Source organism: Sphingobacteriaceae bacterium (genome assembly GCA_016715905.1).
Lineage (GTDB): Bacteria > Bacteroidota > Bacteroidia > B-17B0 > Aurantibacillaceae > Aurantibacillus.
The window spans coordinates 429507-448107 of record JADJXI010000020.1 but is presented as its reverse complement, the minus strand read 5'-3'; the positions used below and the strand labels follow the sequence as shown (position 1 = coordinate 448107).

Here is an 18601-nt window from a genome sequence, read left to right as displayed (position 1 = left end):
AAACTTTTTACTCATACAGCCCAAAGCCTTTTTAAAAAAAATATATAAAGGGGCCATTTGGGATGTAAAAACCGAACAAAAAGAAATTTATCTCAGCTTTGATGATGGTCCGGTGCCCATTATTACCGATTGGGTATTGGATGAACTGAAAAAATATCAAGCCAAGGCCACTTTTTTCTGCGTAGGAAACAATATTCTAAAATACCCAAAAATCTATGAGCGTATTTTAGCCGAAGGGCATACCGTAGGCAATCATACCATGCACCATGTTAAGGGTTTTAAACTTTCTCAAGCCGATTATTTAAAAGAAATTGAAGCCTGTCATGCTTTAATAAAAAATCCCTTATTTCGCCCTCCCTATGGTCAATTAAAGCCGTCTCAATTTAAAATGCTCAAAAATAAAGGTTATAAAGTGGTGTTTTGGGATGTAATTTCATACGATTATGAGCAAATTAATGCGCAAAAATGCCTTCAAAACGCTATAAATAACACAGTTAAGGGCAGTATCGTACTTTTTCACGATAGTGTAAAAGCTGAGAAAAATTTAAGGTATGTATTGCCTCTATATCTAAAACATTTTGCAAATTTGCAGTTCAGCTTTAAAAGCCTGAATCATGTTTAACGCTATTAAAATATTTTTATTTTCTACCCTGCTTTTTGCAGCCTGCGGAACTCCTTCCAATGCTGTTTTAGAGCGCTCATTACACGTATATGGAAATAATGAAATGTGCAAAGCTACTATCGAAAAAGCTGCTTTAGTAGATGGTGTGGTAGAAGCGAATTGGGACATAAACTCCAAACTTTTAACCGTTAAGCTGGATACCAATGTTACTACGGTAAAGCGCATCCTTAAATCTGTGGCCTCCGCCGGTTATGATAATGAAGAATACATTGGCAATGATTACGCTTATCAAAAATTACCGGAAGCCTGCCATTACGAAAGAAAAGAAAATTAATATTCTTTCATTCCTTAATTTTATTTGTAAAGCAAATTCAAAGTTTATTTATAGTAACTTATTAAGTCTTATCAAATATTTGGGCGCCGTTTAGTGCTTTCATTTCAAGCCGGCTTAAATTTTGTTGTGTTTTTAGGGTTGCGGGGGCTTCCTTTGGTCGCCTCCTCACTCCTTAAACACTATACAAAATTTCTCGCCGGGCTTTCCATTCAATCACTGGCGCAGTTCACCAACAAAAAAGTTAATTAAGGTGAATATGAATGCACATTTGTAGGCAAAAAAAATTAATTCATTCTTTTTAAACTTTTTTAAAAACTGGTTACTCAATTATTTGAGCAAATCGTTTAATTAATTCTTATTTTTGAGTAAATGAAGTTTTGTATTGGTGTTATAATATTTTTATTTTCTCCCGGTATCGTGGCGCAGACTAAAAATATATTAACCGAATTTTATTTAATTGATTCCGATAAAAAAGTAATTGTTAATTGGGAAATTAGTTCCGAATCAGACTTTCAACAATACAAGCTCTACCGCTCTGTGGATGAAAAGAATTATTATTTGGTGGGAGAAATTCCGTCCAGAAATATTTCCAGCGCAAGTAAATACACCTATTTTGAACCAACCGCCGGCGGTGGAATTATTTATTATCGCCTGGATTTAATCCTAAAAGACGGGAAACAAATTGTATTGGGTAATACTAAAATAGACCGGGAAGATAAAGAAAAGGCCATTACACTCATTCCCCATTTAGAGAGTGGCACTTTTAAACTCATTTCCGCTGAACAAATTTTTTCCATGGAATTAGAGATGAATGATATTTTAGAAAGAGTATACGCCTTAAACTTTGTGCGCGACAATACGCATGAGTTAACCGTAATTACCGGACCTATTCAACAAGGCCCTTACTTTGTTACCTGTTTCATTAACGGTAACCGCACTACGCGTAAGAAAATAATATTTTATTAATTATTTTTTATTCGGACGGGTAGAATTTATGCCCACAATTTTACTGTCATCATCAAAACGAATTTGTATAATTTCAATAGGCTCCGTATCAACTTTATACTTGTAATCTATATATTCCATATTATTCGCGTTGTGATCTCTGCCAATCTTTTCTGAAATGGTTACCAGTTCATTATCTCTGCGAATACTTTTCGAAAGGGCTTCCATATTCTCCGGTGCCACCTGATCTAAAATGTGCTTAGATAAAAACTTGCGGGCGTTTTGCTTATTTTCTCCGTGTAATTCGTGTACAAAATCCCGGAACACCTTATCCAAAACATTTAATCGCACAATGTCCGGATCCTTTCCCGAATTTTCATTCAGGGGATCAAACATAAATGTTTTGTCTTTTGTTTGTGCGTTTCCGGAAAAAAGAAAAGCGATAAAAAATAGGGTGCAAATTAATTTGATTTGATTTTTCATAAGCAATTGCTTTCCGCTAATGTAAGAATTTAGCATTAAAAAACTGAATTCTCCAATCATCTAAGCCTAGTTTTCCCTCGCTCAAAATGAAAATAATTGAATTTTAACTAAAATTAATACTTGAAGTCTCATTCTACAAAACCTTTATTTAATATAAATCACAAAATCATTCATAGAGACTGCTGCAAAACGATAATTTTTACCGTTTAAATTTTGATAATTGAACTTTCTTAAAACTATTCGTAACATGCCGGGACTATTGGATGGAAGCGCAGAAAGTTCATTTGGTGTAAATAAAACTTCAGATGCTCCAAATGATACTGTTTTACCTACATAAACAAATAGATTTACTGTTGATGAGAATATGGCCGTTATTTCATTAAAATAAGTTAATCCGTTTAAGGGAACACTGTAATTTTGATTTTTATAAACAGTGTCGTTCAAATTTTGAGCTAATGAAGGAAGAAATCGTGGAAAAGTATCTTGATTGGTAAAATTAATATTACCAAGTGCATTGGAGTTATGCTGAAAACTAATTACGTTTGAATAGCTAAGTGTGCTGGTAGAATCCATATACATTTTTAATGTGCCATCGTATTTTAATTGCAAGCTGTTAGATTGTACAATCCCCAGATTTTCACCATAGGAATTTAACAATACTTCCGTTTTACCTGAAGCATTTAACCAGCACTTGCATTGATAGAAACTAACTATTGAATTCCCTCCCCACCAGTACAAATATTTTTCGGCCTCAAACATTCCGTGATAAGTTGATGCAGGCTGACCACCGGTTGTTGTTGCTGCAGGTGTCGGTTCTGGTTCTGAGTCTTTACTCTTTTTTTTGCAAGAAAGAATAATTGATAAAAAAATAATTATTTGCAAAATATTCCTCACCATGTTTTCAATTAAAAATTAATTCACCAATGGCATTGCCTTTACAAAATCAAACCTTTTCTCAAACTTAAAATTTCTACCATTAATGCGTTTGAATGAATTTTTAATAAGGCTTATTGTAACGATAGTGCCAGAGCCGGACATATTCCGAAGTTCGGATTTAGTAATAATAATTTGATTTAAACCATTATGTGGTTGAAACTTTCTATAGTAAGGTAAATTCCCAAGCAGGTTATTATAGGAAGTTATTTCAACAAAATCTACATTATTTAAACTATCAAGAATAACCTCTAAATTCTGTGACCTATCTATTATTGAAGGTAAACAATTATGATAGGAAAACGAAGGAAAAGTTGTGTCTATACTTACTGCAAAAGGTGTAAAAAAAGTTGAGTTTTTCAATTCCCAATTCACATACTGATTAGTCTTTCTTACGGCGCTATCGATATATAAATTAATCGTATTATTATAAGTTAATGGGATATTATTGTATAATACTTCACCCAAATTTTGACTTTTCCATAATTGATTTAATGATACCGAATCTGTATATAAATTGCAACTAGCATTGTACGTGAAATTACTCATACCAGAATTATTAAAGTTTAAAGATTTTTTTACTTTAAATTCACCATTAAAATAATTTAAATTAAGAGGAGTAGTAAAAGAAAAACAAACTACCACTAAAAGAAAGAATAAATACTTCATATGCAAAAAATTAATTTACGCTGACCCTTCTGGCATCAGTAAGTCCTGAAGAATACCGAATATTCACCAAATAAATTCCTTTTGAAAGTAATGTTAAATCAACAGGCAATTCAAGAACCCCCGTTAAATACTTTTCAGAATAAACAATATTGCCAATTACGTCGCTTATGGTTATGTCAAAATGTTCATCCGTGTTTTGGTGAATATCAATCCAAAATTTTCCTGAATTTGGATTAGGATAGATTTCAATATTCTTATAAGTATTAATTTTTTCCATAATATTATTATAAATAAAGTTGATGGAGTCTAACTGTGGATTAAATTTTTCTTTGAACGAGGTAAAGTTTCTATTAATCGTATCGCCTTTAACATATGAAGTTTGAACATTTTCATTTGAATTACTCGAAAAGTCATCGCTTGGCAAACTTCCTTTATTCATGTTTTCAGAATATCCGCTGCATGGATAAAACCTTATAATTGCATTAAAATCTGATCCATTTGAAGCTGAAAAACCTCCGCTGCCCGAAGGCAACAAGGCAATTTCTTTCCCTGATCTATATTCGGCAGCTCCATTTGAAGCAATTGTATTATAAGCATGGATTTTTTCAAATGAACCAAAAGTTTTTTTATTTGGTACAATAAATGAATTACCATTCGGATAATTTGTTACAGCTTTTCTATCGATGTAATCTTCTATTGGAAAATCAGTACCTTCCGTCAAATAATACAAATTATGAAGTAACATGTAATCCGTTCCTGAATATTCTCCTAAAAATTCAGGGCAAGTCGTTTTATTCCAAAGGCGATCGGGGCGATCTAAAAAATTTGATGCCCCCCAAAAAGCGGCAGATGGATAAGAAGAAGGGTATTTATTGTAATTTCCTTCACATGGTGCCGTATTTAATATGCCTTCAACTGTGCTTTTAATTGTGTTATGAGCCAAGGCCGGAGGATTATTTAGAAATTGAAAATTATTTGGCAAACTAAAGTTATAACCGTGAAGAATATCTCTTAAATAAGTGCCAAAATAAAGTTCAGAACCGTAATGAGTTATTGGAGTATTCACTTCTTCATTATTGATAATTATTGGTGGATATAAACATTTATTAAAGTATGTAACAGGATTATACAAACTGTTATATAATAAAGCCTGATCGGTATTATTAATTTTTATATTCACATTTAGATACGTAATTAAAGTATTAATTAAAGCTTGATTAGCTAAAACAAATACATTAAGAGCAGTGTTTATGGCATTAATAGCTAATTGAGTTAATGCTTGTAACCAATTCGGGACAATGTTAGGTAAATTACCAAGAATGTTTTGAATTTGTTGTTGTGCATTTTGTGTAGCGTTAATAATTAATTGGTTTATTTCAGCTATTTGTTGCTGAACATTTAAGTCAATTACAGTGATATCTTTATATACACTATTGCTTAATCCTGCCAATATCTGAAAGAACCCTTGAGCATCAACGGGAGGGCTACCGCCTTGTTCTGATAACACTTGCCAACTCGCAAACGCATATGGAGACGAAGAATAAAGATTTCTATAATCAGTACAGTTATTTAATGGATACGCCCCAGGTATTGAAACATATGGGATATACCAGTTGGGCATATCAGTTTGATAATTTATAAAGCAACCTAAATTATCCAAAGGGTAAGCGTACGCAATTGCATTTTCACCAATTGATACATCATTACCTGTATTAGGGTTTTTAATTTTCCATAATGGGTCCGATTTAATGTGTTTTATTATTCTATCAGCAATTTTTCCTGCTTCTACTGAAAGGCTTGTTTCCTGACTTCCATATCCAAACACATTATTTCCATCCGTTTCTGGCTGATCAACTAATTTAGCAGTTAAAGCAAGACCCATTAATAAATAGTAAGCCTGATCTTGGCTTTCTTCAGAAACTTCATCAGGATACGTGCCACCACTCTTTGTTATACCTATAGGAGAGGTTTGAGTAAATCCACTATCTAATTGAGGTGGTAAATTTATATCAACGGGCACGCCGTTATATAATAAATTAGGAGAATAAATTCCTTGAACATTAATGTGGGTTCCTTTATTTCTGTAGTTGAAATGCTCATAGTTATTAATAACAAAATCTTTTGGATGATCACCACGAATAAAAAAACCGTTAAGATTGGGTGTTGCATTGGGCCATAACTGCTCTTCCGCATAGTAGTCGATGCGATTTATTGCATTTAGCGCGCAAAAAATCTCATGCTTTACACGATTAATGGCATCTATTTGTTTATTATTTGCATTATTGTTTTTTAATAACCTGTATTCCGTACTTAAAACCGAAAGATATATTCCAAGTCTAGCTGCTTCGTCGCCAGACTTAAGATCTGGAACTAAACTATCCCAAGGTGCGATCGAAGATGGAATTCTTTCATTAAAAGGCATGCTCTCACCATGCCCTGCATTGTTATTTTGATTAGTTGGTGTATTTCCAACAAGAATAAAATCATTGTTTAAACGACTTTTATAATACCAATATTTTTTATGGTTTTCCAAGTCATTTTGACCAATGCCAATTAATGTTAGTAAACAAAAACTAAAGAACAAACCTAATTGAACTATAATACTCGGATGTCTTAATTTTAACTTAACCATTTATTGCTTCTTAAAAAATATTTTAAATTGCCCTGTATCAGTGTCTAAAACTATATTTAGGTCTTTGTCATATAATTTTGTTATTCGCCAATAAGAATCTACGTATCTAACATATCTAAATGGAGTAATAAACCATTTGCAGCATATTGAATCATTTGTTCCACTATATTGAATAAAAAAAGTATAATCGTCGCTAAAAATGTCATGGTATGAGTATAATGATTTATTATTTGAAGAAATACTTGTTGACCATCTGTTATTATAGCTTTCTGAAAATTGAAGTGTTGTTTCATTTATATTATATTTTGTACTTAATAAATTAAGGTGTGGAATAATTGAATTACAGTTAAAGGTATAGTCTTCTAATCCCCAAGTACCTTTCAATCTCAGTTTAGGTGAGGTTCTTGATTTTTTAGGGTCCTCCTCATATTTAGTTTGCTTTTTGCAAGAAGACCCTAAAAACAGGATAAGCACAATTAATATAATTAAGCGGCAACTCATAATGCAGGCTTTAAAACCATTTCGTATTTTCTTTTTAATGAACAATTAATTCTCAACTCTGTTTTATTTAAAAATTCCACAACCCAATTGCTTGATATTGCTTCCGGCATAAAAAACTAATTGAAGGCAGCCGTTGCCTATACGATTTACAATAGATGAATCCGTAAAATAATTCAAGTGTTGGTAATTCTTTTTGGCAAAGTTTGCAGGTACATCATCACGAACAAAAAAACCATTTAAATTTGGCGCAGGTGAACTATGTGGATTATCAGCATGCTGACAACTATCGATTATTTTTTCTGCATAATAATCTAATCGATTTATAGAATTTAAGGCGCAAAATATTTCATGTTTAATTTTACTTACATCCTGTCCTGAGTTTTTTAACAAACGATATTCGGTGGCTAATACGGCAATATAGCAACCTAATTGAGCCGTTGCATCACCGGCCTTTAATTTATTAGTATACCCATCAAATGATGTTTCATTAAAGCCTCTTTGTCCAAAGGGAATACTTTCCCCTGTATCCAAACCCACCTTTAAAAAATCATTATTTAACCTGGTTTTGTAATACCAGTATTTTTTATGAAGTTCTGTTTCACTTAATTGTGCGTAGAAACAGCTAGTTATATTTAAAATGGTAAGTAAGCAAAATAGATTACTTCTTTTTAAAATATATTTCATATTTGCTTGATTCAGGTTTAATATGCAATTCATCTTTATATAATTTCATTATGTCGTAAAACCCACTAAAGGAATTTTTCAATTGTTTTTCGACGGAAGGATTGGTTGTTTCTTGGAAATATGAAGATTCTCCAATTCCTATGAGATTTCTTTGGCTAATTTCAATTGCATACTCCAAATTTACAAGTATGCTTCCATTAGCTGAAACCGACAACATTCTCGGTTTTTTACCGTCATATACCTTTACCCACTTTTTAAACTCAAAATTTAATTCGCAAGTTTTATAAGGGTAAATAGAGTCATTGAAAGCTTCAGTTACGTCCACTCCGTTATATAGTAATTTTTGTATGGTCCAATTGCCCCTGATTCTTTTATATGATGAAAACAAGGATTGATGCTCGTCCTCTGGATACCTTTTCTTTTCGCAGGTAATAAATACTAAACCCATTAAACTTAAAAAAAGTATAAGCATTTTATTCCTTTTTAAAAACAAGGATTTAATTAAATGTGAAAAAAACATTTATAAATTATTTATTTACCTTAGAAATTTCTTTCTTTAACTCTTCAATTTCTTCTTTCAATTGTATAATATACAAGTAAAGTTCCTCTGTTTTTTCAAAATTTAACTTTTGCATTTCACCTAAAGACAAACCATTTTTCTCAATTTCAAGGGCAGACGGCACACCCGGCAAATGTTTTTCTTTAAGCAATTTGTTTTTTAATAATCTATATTCAGTAGCCAAAACTGCAATGTAACATCCTAATTGAGCACTGGCGTCTCCTGCTTTTAATCTATTAGTGTAGTTATCAAAAGTTGTTTCATTGAATCCTCTTTCTCCAAAAGGGATACTTTCTCCTGACTTCAACCCAACTTTTAAAAAATCATTGTTTAATCGGCTTTTATAATACCAATATTTTTTGTGTAAATCGATATCTTGCTGTGCTAAACAAAGATTACATAACACTATATAGAAAAATACCAGATTAAATCTTAGTAAAAGACACTTCATATTTTAAAGTTTTATTATTATAATCTGGTCTTGTTATATGTAATTTTTTTCCATATAACTTATTAATTTCCCAGCACCCCCACATTAACGAATGAATTTTTTGATGTATAATGGTATCCTTAATCTTATTATAAGTTCCTCCATAGCTCAAACATAATTCCTTACGCTTTTCAGTGAAACTAACATCCCATGTTGCAATATCACTAATACTATTCCCGTTTGACGGTTCTTTTAATCCTAAATAAACTAATCTATATGGGTCGTGTTCAGCTTTTTCAACACAAAAATCGAAGAGGAAAGTGATATCATCGCATTTGCGTGGTGCAATAGAATCATTGTATAGATAGGTTATGTCATTTCCATCATATAGAATTTTGGTAATGTACCATCTACCAGATTCCAACCTTGCTTTTGGAGTTCTTAATGAAATGAACTTATCTTCAGGGTATTTTTTACAGTCCCCTAAAATAAATAATAAAAAAGTAAGTGATATTATAATTCTAATTTTCATTTTGAGTTATTAGAATTTTTTTTAATTCCCAGTTTTAATTCATTTAGTTCAGTCCTTAATTCGTCAATTTCATGTTGCTGATTTATTATGTAGAGATAAAGATTTTCTATTTTCTCCATCTGAATACGTTGCATTTCACCAAGTGAAATTCCGATTTCTTCAATTTCTTTGGCAGAAGGAATGCCCGGCAAATGTTTTTCTTCTAGTATGTTGTTTTTCACTTCACTCAATGGCATTAAATGGTAATCCTTATTAAAAACATAATCCGGCCAAACACTGTTATGAATATTTACAAAAATTTCTTTGGCTAATATTTTACCATCAACTGCCAACATAGCATCTCCATGCGGTCCCGCAGGTAGTGGTTCCTTAATACCTATACGTGTTTTACCATTTCCGTAAACAACAAAATTCTGCTGATTAGTATTTTTATTCATAACCGAATAGGCTTTTCTATTGGCGTTTACCTTTACCCTTTCAGCGTCACCGTTCCAGCCGTCAACATTAAATTTTGCAGAAGAAGATTCAGTTACCGCACCAACACTAACTTTACCACTATCAGAAATAAAAAGCAGATAATTGTAACTATTAAAACTGCCTGATGGCTTCCAAAAATTTAAACCTGGAACTGAAGTGTTACTGATGGGCAAATACTCAATACCCCAATCACCGTTTGTACTGGGAGCTCCACCGTCAAAAATAATTTGAGGTCCGCCAAATGTATTCATTCCGCTTAATCGGGCAACTCCCTGATGAAACTGATATTCGGGGCCATTTGTACTTCCGGGGTTTTGAATTCCAAAACCAATTTTACCGTCGGGCTTAATCCATTGCCTGTTTATATTATTAGCTTTTAAAATGAAGTCAAATTGATCGCAAGTACCAATGTCTGACATGCCTTGATAAATTGTATTATTTAATGCATTAATATTGTTTCCACCCAAACTCCAAAATAAGCCTGCAGGAATACATGGCCATGTTGGGGGTAAAGCAGGGCCTTTAAAAAGGTTCCCACTGTTATCACTTAATATTTGTGAAATCCCCGAACCGGCAAGTGTGGCAATCTGCACGGCACCTGCAAAAATCGCCGGTCCGTTTGCATACAATGAACCTTCCACTTTTAAATCTTGCTGGGCCGAAACATCGTCCATTACCGTTAATGTTGAATTCACCGTCATGGATTGTGTTTCCATAGAACCCATAGCAGTAAGGGTGTTGTTTACCTGAATATTATTACAGGTAAAGGTGGGTGGAACTTGCGCGTTTATGGTATATGGAATTGACAAAAATAATATGCCTAAAACTGATTTATAGCTCCGCAGAGTTATTTTTATCTTGAGGGGGGGGTGTTTGACTTTTGCATACAAAATGTTTGTATAACGAAATTAAAACAATTTTTTGATAAAGCAAATTATTTAGGCGCTTAAACAGTACTATATGTAAGAAAAATGAGGCTTTTGCAAAATAACCAAGGCCTTATAAAAACCTATTTCAACTTATGAATCTTTTTCGTCCCCTCATACAATTCGTATTTTAAATAGCGACAATCTAATGAACCGTTATATAATTGTATTCTTCGGCTTGGTCGTAACCCTACACTTTTTACGCCTTCGGGTGCGGAGGTAATAATCCAGGCCGTAAAGTTTTTGAAATCTTTTTTCAGTTTGTCACCTATCTCCTTGTACAATTTTTCGGTTTCCTCCACCGGCATACGCTCGTTATAGGGCGGATTTAAAATTATTACTCCTCCTTTTCTTTCAGTTGTAATATCAAAAAAGGATTGATGGGTACAGGTCACCGAATCTTCTACTTGCGCATTTTTCACATTACCTTTGGCCTTTTTAAAAGTACTTTCCTCTATTTCGTTGGCGATAATCTCAACCGGATTGTTTTTTATTTTATTAATGCTGCTTTCGTAAACTACATCGTACAATTTTTCATCAAAATTCTGCCAGCGCATAAACACAAAATTATTGCGATAGTATCCCGGAGGAATATGATTTGCCCATAAAGCCGCTTCAATGGCAATGGTTCCTGCTCCGCACATACCGTCAATTAAAAGTTGATGCGGTTCCCACCCACTTAGCTTCACTAATCCCGCCGCCAAAACTTCTTTCATAGGTGCTTCATTAATATCAGCTCTGTACCCTCTTTTGTATAAGGGATCTCCACTACTATCCAGACTTAAGCTAACCTGATTTTTAAAAACATGAACATATAATTTAAAGGTGGGATGAACTAAATCCACATCCGGGCGACGACCAGCCGTTTCCCGGAATCGATCAGCTATGGCATCCTTTACCTTTTGAGAAACAAATAAACTGTGTGAGAAAATATCGGAATTTAAAACACTTTCAATCATGATGCGATCGGTAACCGAAATGAATTTTTCCCAGGGAATTAACTTGATGTTATCATATAATTCCTGTTCGCTATTGGCGCTAAATCCGGTTAAAGGCACCAATACTTTTAAACCGGAATGTAAATTTAAATTGAGTTTATATAAGAATCCTAAATCACCTACAACTGAAGCTCCTCTCTTAAAAATTTCTACTTCTTTTCCGCCTAACTTGCGCAATTCATCTGCAAGAATTTCTTCTAATCCAAAAAAGGTGGTGACTTTAATTTCAAAATCTCCTGTTTTCGTAAAATCGTATTTAAGCGTTTCCATATTAAAGAAGGATTTCTCCTACATTAGCTTTTATTTTTTGTGCAATTTCATCCGTTGGCAAATCATTGGGGTCGGTACCAAAAGGGTCTTCAATTTCTTCACTCAATAACTCTAAAGAAGCAAAAGCGTAAAATATTATCATTACCATAGGAACCGCCCAATAGCCAACCGAAAGTCCGAATGTAAAAGGCATGGTAATGATGTATACAAATATAATTTTCTTAATAAATATGGAATAGGAATAAGGAATAGGCGTGTTTTTTATACGTTCGCAAATGCCGCAAATATCAATCAGTTCGCTGATATTTCGTTCTAATATTAAAAAATCATTTTCCGTGTCCTTATTCTTTTGACAGAATTCTAAAACATAGCGGGATAAACGCGAGGAAACAAAAGCGGGTTTATGATCTGCGTTTGTTAATTCGTTTTCTTTCAAAACATTCCCGAAAACCAATTCTTCTTTTTTGTACTCATTACGCAAATGTTCTTTCAAAACAAACGCAAACGTAGAAATCATGGAATATAATTCCTTGCGCATTTCTTTTTCCTGAATAGGCACCATGGCGTGAAACTTAATGGCCAAGTTGCGGGAACTATTAATGAGAGAACCCCAGGCCTTACGTCCCTCCCACCAGCGGTCGTATGCTGTATTGATACGAAAAACAAGTACCATGGAAATAATAAAACCGGAAATAGAATGAAAAAAAGTAAGTGATGGTATATCCGATGGGAAATATTTATGCTCAGCGTAAACCACTCCTGCTGTAATTAAACCCAATAAAATTAAATTTAAAGCCAGAATACGTAGCGTATCTGATTTATGAAAATGAAAAATTAGCTTAAACCAATCTTTGGGGTTGTAGGTTACCATTTAAAATTTTTTGCTCGTTTACAACGCTCTCTTTCTTCGGGAGTCTGAATATCATAAATAAATTTGGCGGTGGATGCTAACCATTGAAGTTTTTGTTCAATGCTTAACTTTGAATAAGCTTCCATTTGTTCATCCGTTACTGTATAATGAAAACCAACATTTTCATTTTCTTTTTTAGGTTGAATTTTCATTTTAACAGCTTTGATAATAGAATGACATCATTTTTATCCTGAATCCGATTTGAATACTTCTTCATCTCAATTAAATCCTCTATTCCGGTTAAATTGACCGATGTTTCATTTAATTCCTTTTGCGCTCTGTTTTTCCATAATTGATCAAATGAAAATGGAGTATCTAAAAGCACATCTAAATTCATATGTCCAACATCCTTATTAAAGTAAGAATACGCGATTAAATTTTTTTCGCTCACTAATTTCATTCTTTCCTCCTTCAAAACCAATTGAGACAGATGAATGGGTATCATGTTTTGATAATTCAACACTTTCATCGCGTTTTCAAAATTCATAATATTATCATCTGTAAATTCCAACAATAAATCTATATCAGCAGTCATACGCGGTATACCATAAATATTAACTGCAAGTCCGCCGCACAATAAATAGTTGACTTTATTTTGCTGCAACACTTTAAATATCTGAATATACTCCAATTTAAAAACTCAATATTACCTGACGAATAATAGCAATACACTCATCCATTTGTTGCTTATTAATACAAAGCGGGGGCGTAAAGCGGATAATATCACCATGTGTGGGTTTTGCCAATAAACCATTTTCGGCTAATTTCACACAAACATCCCAGGCAGTTTTTCCGTTTCTTTCTTTAATGACAATCGCATTAAATAATCCTTTACCGCGAACTAATGAAATTAAATCGGTTTCTGATTTTAATTGCTCCATGGCTTTTCTGAAGTGAATACCCATAGTTTCAGCATTCTCAGCTAACTTATCGTCCTTTAAAACTTTTAATGCCTCAATGGTTACAGCGCAGGCTAAGGGATTTCCACCATAAGTACTTCCATGCTCACCGGGTTTTATGGTAAGCATAATTTCATTGCTGGCTAATACTGCACTTACAGGCAAAGTTCCGCCGCTTAATGCTTTTCCTAAAACCAAAATATCCGGTTTAATACCCGAGTGATCGCAAGCTAACATTTTGCCGGTTCGGCATAAGCCGGTTTGCACTTCGTCGGCAACCAGTAAAACGTTATATTTTGTGCACAAAGCTCTTGCTCCTTTCATATAATCATCACTAGGAACAATCACTCCTGCTTCACCTTGAATGGGTTCAACAACAAATGCGGCGGTATTTGGATCGGAAATAGCCTTTTCCAATGCGCTCAAATCATTGTATTCTACTAATTCATATCCGGGCATAAATGGACCAAAACCCTTGTATGAACTAGGATCATTGCTGGCAGAAATTGCGGCTAAAGTTCTACCCATAAAGTTACCTTTAGCAAATACAAGTTTAGCCTGATTTTCTTTTACACCTTTCACATCATAGGCCCAACGACGGGCTAATTTCATGGCGGTTTCATCTCCTTCTACCCCTGTATTCATGGGTAGCACTTTATCGTATCCGAAATATTCCGTAATAAATTTTTCGTATTCTCCCAACCAAGAATTATAAAAAGCTCTTGATGTAAGCGTTAATTTTTGAGCCTGTGTAGTTAATGCTTTAATGATACGTGGATGGCAATGTCCCTGATTAACGGCTCCATAAGCAGCTAAAAAATCAAAATATTTTTTTCCTTCCACATCCCACATGAAAATTCCTTCTGCTTTTTCTATTACAACAGGAATAGGATGATAATTGTGCGCCCCGTATTGATCTTCGAGCTGCATTAAAAGTTCACTTTTTGTCATGGTATCAATCATGGTCAATAATTATATACAAATATACTTAAAATAGACCGATTTACTGCATCGTTATCTTAATAGTTAGAGACGTAAAGAGATTAAATAACAGCTGAAAAAAGAAGGGATTTGAGAGAACAATTAATTTTTTTCAAATTAAACAAACTAAGGATAGTATTTATCAATCAAATAAATTAATGCGCCAATTCCGCCGGCTCCTAAATTCAATTCTCGTTTATTTATTTTATCAAATGTATCTGCCGCGGTATGATGAATATCAAAATAACGTTGTGTATCGGGTTCAAATCCTATACAAGGCACACCTAATTTGTCTAACGGACTAATATCTGCCCCACCTCCACCGGGTGAAAACTTATCTACGTAATAAGGGGTAAATAAATTTTTCCATTTGATGGCCAAATTATACAATCCTTTTGTTGTATCAATTCCAAATCCGCGGGGAGTAAATCCTCCGGCATCGGTTTCAAGTGCCGCCAAATGTTCCTCCTTATTTTGCACCGCAAATTTTGCGTAAGCTTCACCTCCGCGCAATCCATTTTCCTCATTCATAAACGCCACTGCGCGAATATTGTGCTTAGGCTTAAGTCCCATTTTTTTATACATGGCCAATATCTCCATACTTTGCACTACACCCGCTCCATCATCGTGCGCCCCCTGACCGTTATCCCAGGCATCTAAGTGACCGCCTGCAATAATGTATTCGTTATTTTTTAAACTTCCGTTTATTTGTCCCACCACATTAAACGAAGGTTCATCAGGTAAAGTTTGACAATGTGTTTCGAGATACAATTCTAAATTAGGATCCTTTTCCAATGAACTCACCAATTCATCGGCCGCTTTATAGCTCACTGCAAGCGTAACAATTTTTGTTTTACAAACCGAAGTATCGTAATTCATATTACCCGTATGCGGTTCATCATCGGCAACGGAAGTCATGCTTCTCACAATTGTACCTACAGCTCCATATTTAGCCGCCTGCGAAGCACCTTGCCCACGGAACTTTACACATTCTCCGTAAGCAGAACCGGTGCGAACATGGCATTGATTAAAAAACACATTGTAGAAAACAATTTTTCCTTTTATCTCTTTCTCTCCTAATTTTTCGAGGTCATCAAAACTTTTCACCTCAATCACTTTGGCCTTTACACCTTTTGAACCTGTACCCACACAATTTCCAAGGGCGCAACAGTTTAAGTTTTTATTCAATTTTAATTTTGATGAAGATAGAATACATTTCTCTTTTGCTCCGCGCACCCAATGCGGTACCATACAAGGTTGTAAAATTACTGTATCTGCCCCGGCTTCATACATGGCTTTTTTCGCCCACTCAACCGCTTTGGCAGCGCCGGGACTTCCGCTCAATCGACTGCCAATTTTGGTAGCCAGATATTCCAAATTTTCATAGGCTTTACTTTGCGTAAGGTAATAATCGTAAATTTTACGGAGTTGCAAAGAGTCTGCATTTTGTGCAATCATACCTGCGAAAGCACAAAGAAAAAATAAAATCAGTTTTTGTTTCATCATCGTATTACTATTTGATCGACTAAATTATATTTACAAAAGGCATTGATGTTTTTTAATAATTCTTCTTTTCTGAATCCTACTTCATGTTTAAGTGCAGCGGAATTTAAGGTTACAAAAATTATTTTTTTATTGAAAGCGATTTCTCCTGTGTTTTTAGCTATGAGTTCGCCGGCAATTTCTTTCCAACATTTTTTTACGGCAAACTGCGAAATTTTTTCGTCCAGATGCTCCTGCTTAAACAACTCGTTAATGGCATCTCCCAGTTTTACAAGATTTGATCTTTTAGCCATTTTTTAAAATTGATTATGCATAATAGAATGAGATTGTTCTGTAACGTATCCCCCTCGCGGAGGGGGATAGGGTTATTATTTCGGTTTTTTCATTTCATCACTGGCGTTGTTTACTTTTTCCTTTAAAGTAATTTTAAAGTCAGCAATCTTTTTCAATAAATTTTTATCGGAACAACCAATAATCTGTGCGGCTAATATTCCGGCATTTTGTGCTGCATTCACGGCAACCGTTGCTACCGGAACGCCATTGGGCATTTGTACTATACTTAATAAACTATCCCAACCATCAATACTGTTTGAACTTTTTACCGGAACTCCAATCACCGGCAAAGGGGTTAAGGAAGCTACCATGCCCGGTAAATGAGCCGCACCACCTGCGCCGGCAATAATTACCTGTAAACCGCGATCAACGGCAGACTTGGAATACTCAAACATTTTTTCGGGTGTGCGATGTGCTGATACAATATCAATTTCAAATTCAATATGGAATAATTTTAAAACATCGGCTGCTGCCTGCATAACAGGCAAGTCACTGTTGCTTCCCATTATTATTCCCACTTTTGGATTACTCATTTTCTTAAAAATTAAATATGTATGGCTCTTTTTCCGGTTGCATCCAAACAAGCTTCTTTCATAGCCTCTGTAAAGGTTGGATGTGCATGACTCATGCGTGATATATCTTCAGCGCTTGCTCTATATTCCATAGCAATTACAGCTTCTGCTATCATATCCGCAGCACGTGGACCAATCATGTGCACCCCTAAAATTTCGTCGGTACTTTCATCGGCCAACACTTTTACAAAACCATCGGTATCCATACTCGCCCTTGCTCTTCCGCTTGCTTTGAATGGAAAATTTCCTACTTTATATTTTTTACCTTGTTCTTTCAATTGTTCTTCGGTAAAACCCACCGCTGCAACTTCCGGCCAGGTATAAACTACACCGGGAATTAAATTGTAATTGATGTGTGGTTTTTGTCCGGCCATTACTTCCGCTACAAAAACTCCTTCTTCTTCTGCCTTGTGTGCTAACATAGCTCCTTTTACCACATCTCCAATAGCATAAATATTTTCTACATTCGTACGCAAATGATCATCTGTTTCAATTCTTCCTCTGTTATCCACCTTCACGCCTATTTTATCTAAGCCTAAATTTTCAGTGTACGGTTTTCTGCCCACTGCTACTAAACAATAATCTCCTTTTATTTCTACCTGTTCGTCTTTTGCATTTAGTGCCGAAACCGTAACTTCTTTTCCCTTGGCTTTTACTCCTGTTACCTTATGCTTGAACATGTATTCAAATCCCAATTCCTTTTTTAATACGCGTTGTAATTCTTTGGATAAAGCACCATCCATACCCGGAATTAATCTATCCATAAATTCCACCACCGTTACTTTTGCTCCTAATCGTGCATAAACAGAACCTAATTCCAAACCAATTACTCCGCCTCCAATAATGATGAGATGCTTGGGAACCTCCGTTAACTCAAGTGCTTCGGTGGAAGTAATAATTCTTTTTTTATCAATTTCTATTCCCGGTAACGAGCTTGGTTTTGAGCCCGTGGCAATAATGGTTTTAGCACTTTCAACCGTTTCCTTTTTTCCATCTGCGCTTAAAATATCTATGGTGTTTTTGGAAGCAAATGTACCATGCCCGGTATAAACCGTAATTTTATTTTTCTTCATTAAAAAGTTAATCCCATCGCAGGTCATTTTAATTACCCCGCGCTTTCGCTCTATCATTTGCTTGATATTTACTTTTGGTTCGTTAATATCAATTCCATGTGTTTTAAAATTATGCGCGGCATTAAAAAAATGTTCACTGGAATCTAATAAAGCTTTAGAAGGTATACAACCCACATTTAAACAAGTACCTCCTAAGGTTGAATATTTTTCAATTAAAGCTGTTTTCATTCCTAACTGTGCGCAGCGTACCGCCGCCACATAGCCACCCGGACCGGAACCAATTATTGTAACATCAAATTTTTCCATAAAATAATCGAGAAAATGTATTTAAATCT

Annotated in this window: 22 protein-coding genes; 3 read left to right on the top strand and 19 right to left on the bottom strand. The window is 34.5% G+C overall.

Translation table 11 applies throughout. The features are described from left to right. The first annotated feature begins 13 nt into the window (after positions 1 to 13). From IPM51_17325 to IPM51_17315, 3 genes are all read left to right on the top strand, one after another. Positions 14 to 622 (top strand): polysaccharide deacetylase family protein, encoded by a 609-nt coding sequence (locus IPM51_17325; protein ID MBK9286060.1) that lies wholly within the window; start codon positions 14 to 16, stop codon positions 620 to 622. Continuing rightward, entirely contained in the window at positions 615 to 956 is a 342-nt protein-coding gene (locus IPM51_17320) for a cation transporter (GenBank protein MBK9286059.1), read from the top strand. Before IPM51_17325 ends, IPM51_17320 begins: the two co-directional genes overlap by 8 nt. Positions 957 to 1325: 369 nt before the next feature. After that, positions 1326 to 1922 carry a hypothetical protein gene (locus IPM51_17315; protein ID MBK9286058.1) on the top strand — a complete coding sequence of 199 codons (597 nt, stop codon included), beginning with the start codon at positions 1326 to 1328 and terminating at the stop codon, positions 1920 to 1922. Here the strand turns inward: IPM51_17315 and IPM51_17310 are convergent, their stop codons facing one another. The 19 genes from IPM51_17310 to lpdA form a co-directional block, all read right to left on the bottom strand. Then, on the bottom strand, positions 1923 to 2384 hold the full coding sequence (locus IPM51_17310; GenBank protein MBK9286057.1) for a hypothetical protein: 462 nt from the start codon (positions 2382 to 2384) through the stop codon (positions 1923 to 1925). A gap of 144 nt (positions 2385 to 2528) precedes the next feature. After that, entirely contained in the window at positions 2529 to 3281 is a 753-nt protein-coding gene (locus IPM51_17305; protein MBK9286056.1) for a hypothetical protein, read from the bottom strand. Between the two features lie 15 nt (positions 3282 to 3296). Next, on the bottom strand, positions 3297 to 3986 hold the full coding sequence (locus tag IPM51_17300) for a hypothetical protein (GenBank protein ID MBK9286055.1): 690 nt from the start codon (positions 3984 to 3986) through the stop codon (positions 3297 to 3299). Between the two features lie 10 nt (positions 3987 to 3996). Then, positions 3997 to 6618, bottom strand: a complete 2622-nt coding sequence (locus tag IPM51_17295) for a T9SS type A sorting domain-containing protein (protein ID MBK9286054.1) — start codon at positions 6616 to 6618, stop codon at positions 3997 to 3999. Continuing rightward, on the bottom strand, positions 6619 to 7119 hold the full coding sequence (locus tag IPM51_17290) for a hypothetical protein (protein MBK9286053.1): 501 nt from the start codon (positions 7117 to 7119) through the stop codon (positions 6619 to 6621). 63 nt (positions 7120 to 7182) lie between these two features. Continuing rightward, complete coding sequence (locus IPM51_17285) at positions 7183 to 7803, bottom strand: hypothetical protein (GenBank protein MBK9286052.1); 621 nt, start codon at positions 7801 to 7803, stop codon at positions 7183 to 7185. After that, positions 7778 to 8275 (bottom strand): hypothetical protein, encoded by a 498-nt coding sequence (locus IPM51_17280; protein MBK9286051.1) that lies wholly within the window; start codon positions 8273 to 8275, stop codon positions 7778 to 7780. Before IPM51_17280 ends, IPM51_17285 begins: the two co-directional genes overlap by 26 nt. Before the next feature lie 55 nt (positions 8276 to 8330). Next, positions 8331 to 8813: a hypothetical protein gene (locus IPM51_17275; protein MBK9286050.1), complete on the bottom strand. Its 483-nt coding sequence runs from the start codon at positions 8811 to 8813 to the stop codon at positions 8331 to 8333. After that, positions 8788 to 9324, bottom strand: a complete 537-nt coding sequence (locus IPM51_17270) for a hypothetical protein (protein ID MBK9286049.1) — start codon at positions 9322 to 9324, stop codon at positions 8788 to 8790. Before IPM51_17270 ends, IPM51_17275 begins: the two co-directional genes overlap by 26 nt. Continuing rightward, positions 9321 to 10610 (bottom strand): hypothetical protein, encoded by a 1290-nt coding sequence (locus IPM51_17265; protein ID MBK9286048.1) that lies wholly within the window; start codon positions 10608 to 10610, stop codon positions 9321 to 9323. The genes IPM51_17270 and IPM51_17265 overlap by 4 nt, the downstream gene beginning before the upstream one ends. Positions 10611 to 10810: 200 nt before the next feature. Next, positions 10811 to 11995 carry a class I SAM-dependent RNA methyltransferase gene (locus tag IPM51_17260; GenBank protein MBK9286047.1) on the bottom strand — a complete coding sequence of 395 codons (1185 nt, stop codon included), beginning with the start codon at positions 11993 to 11995 and terminating at the stop codon, positions 10811 to 10813. A 1-nt stretch (position 11996) separates the two neighbouring features. Next, entirely contained in the window at positions 11997 to 12866 is an 870-nt protein-coding gene (locus tag IPM51_17255) for a hypothetical protein (protein ID MBK9286046.1), read from the bottom strand. Beyond that, positions 12860 to 13057, bottom strand: coding sequence for a hypothetical protein (locus tag IPM51_17250; protein MBK9286045.1), 198 nt, complete (start codon positions 13055 to 13057; stop codon positions 12860 to 12862). The genes IPM51_17255 and IPM51_17250 overlap by 7 nt, the downstream gene beginning before the upstream one ends. Continuing rightward, the gene (locus IPM51_17245; protein ID MBK9286044.1) at positions 13054 to 13536 is read right to left on the bottom strand and encodes a hypothetical protein; all 483 of its coding nucleotides are present in this window, start codon (positions 13534 to 13536) and stop codon (positions 13054 to 13056) included. Before IPM51_17245 ends, IPM51_17250 begins: the two co-directional genes overlap by 4 nt. 1 nt (position 13537) lies before the next feature. Next, positions 13538 to 14755, bottom strand: coding sequence for an ornithine--oxo-acid transaminase (gene rocD / locus IPM51_17240; GenBank protein MBK9286043.1), 1218 nt, complete (start codon positions 14753 to 14755; stop codon positions 13538 to 13540). Between the two features lie 156 nt (positions 14756 to 14911). Continuing rightward, positions 14912 to 16288, bottom strand: coding sequence for a M20/M25/M40 family metallo-hydrolase (locus tag IPM51_17235; protein ID MBK9286042.1), 1377 nt, complete (start codon positions 16286 to 16288; stop codon positions 14912 to 14914). After that, on the bottom strand, positions 16288 to 16581 hold the full coding sequence (locus tag IPM51_17230; protein ID MBK9286041.1) for a DUF721 domain-containing protein: 294 nt from the start codon (positions 16579 to 16581) through the stop codon (positions 16288 to 16290). Before IPM51_17230 ends, IPM51_17235 begins: the two co-directional genes overlap by 1 nt. Before the next feature lie 75 nt (positions 16582 to 16656). After that, positions 16657 to 17154, bottom strand: coding sequence for a 5-(carboxyamino)imidazole ribonucleotide mutase (purE, locus tag IPM51_17225; GenBank protein ID MBK9286040.1), 498 nt, complete (start codon positions 17152 to 17154; stop codon positions 16657 to 16659). An 11-nt stretch (positions 17155 to 17165) separates the two neighbouring features. Next, positions 17166 to 18572 carry a dihydrolipoyl dehydrogenase gene (gene lpdA / locus IPM51_17220; protein ID MBK9286039.1) on the bottom strand — a complete coding sequence of 469 codons (1407 nt, stop codon included), beginning with the start codon at positions 18570 to 18572 and terminating at the stop codon, positions 17166 to 17168. Positions 18573 to 18601: the final 29 nt, after the last annotated feature.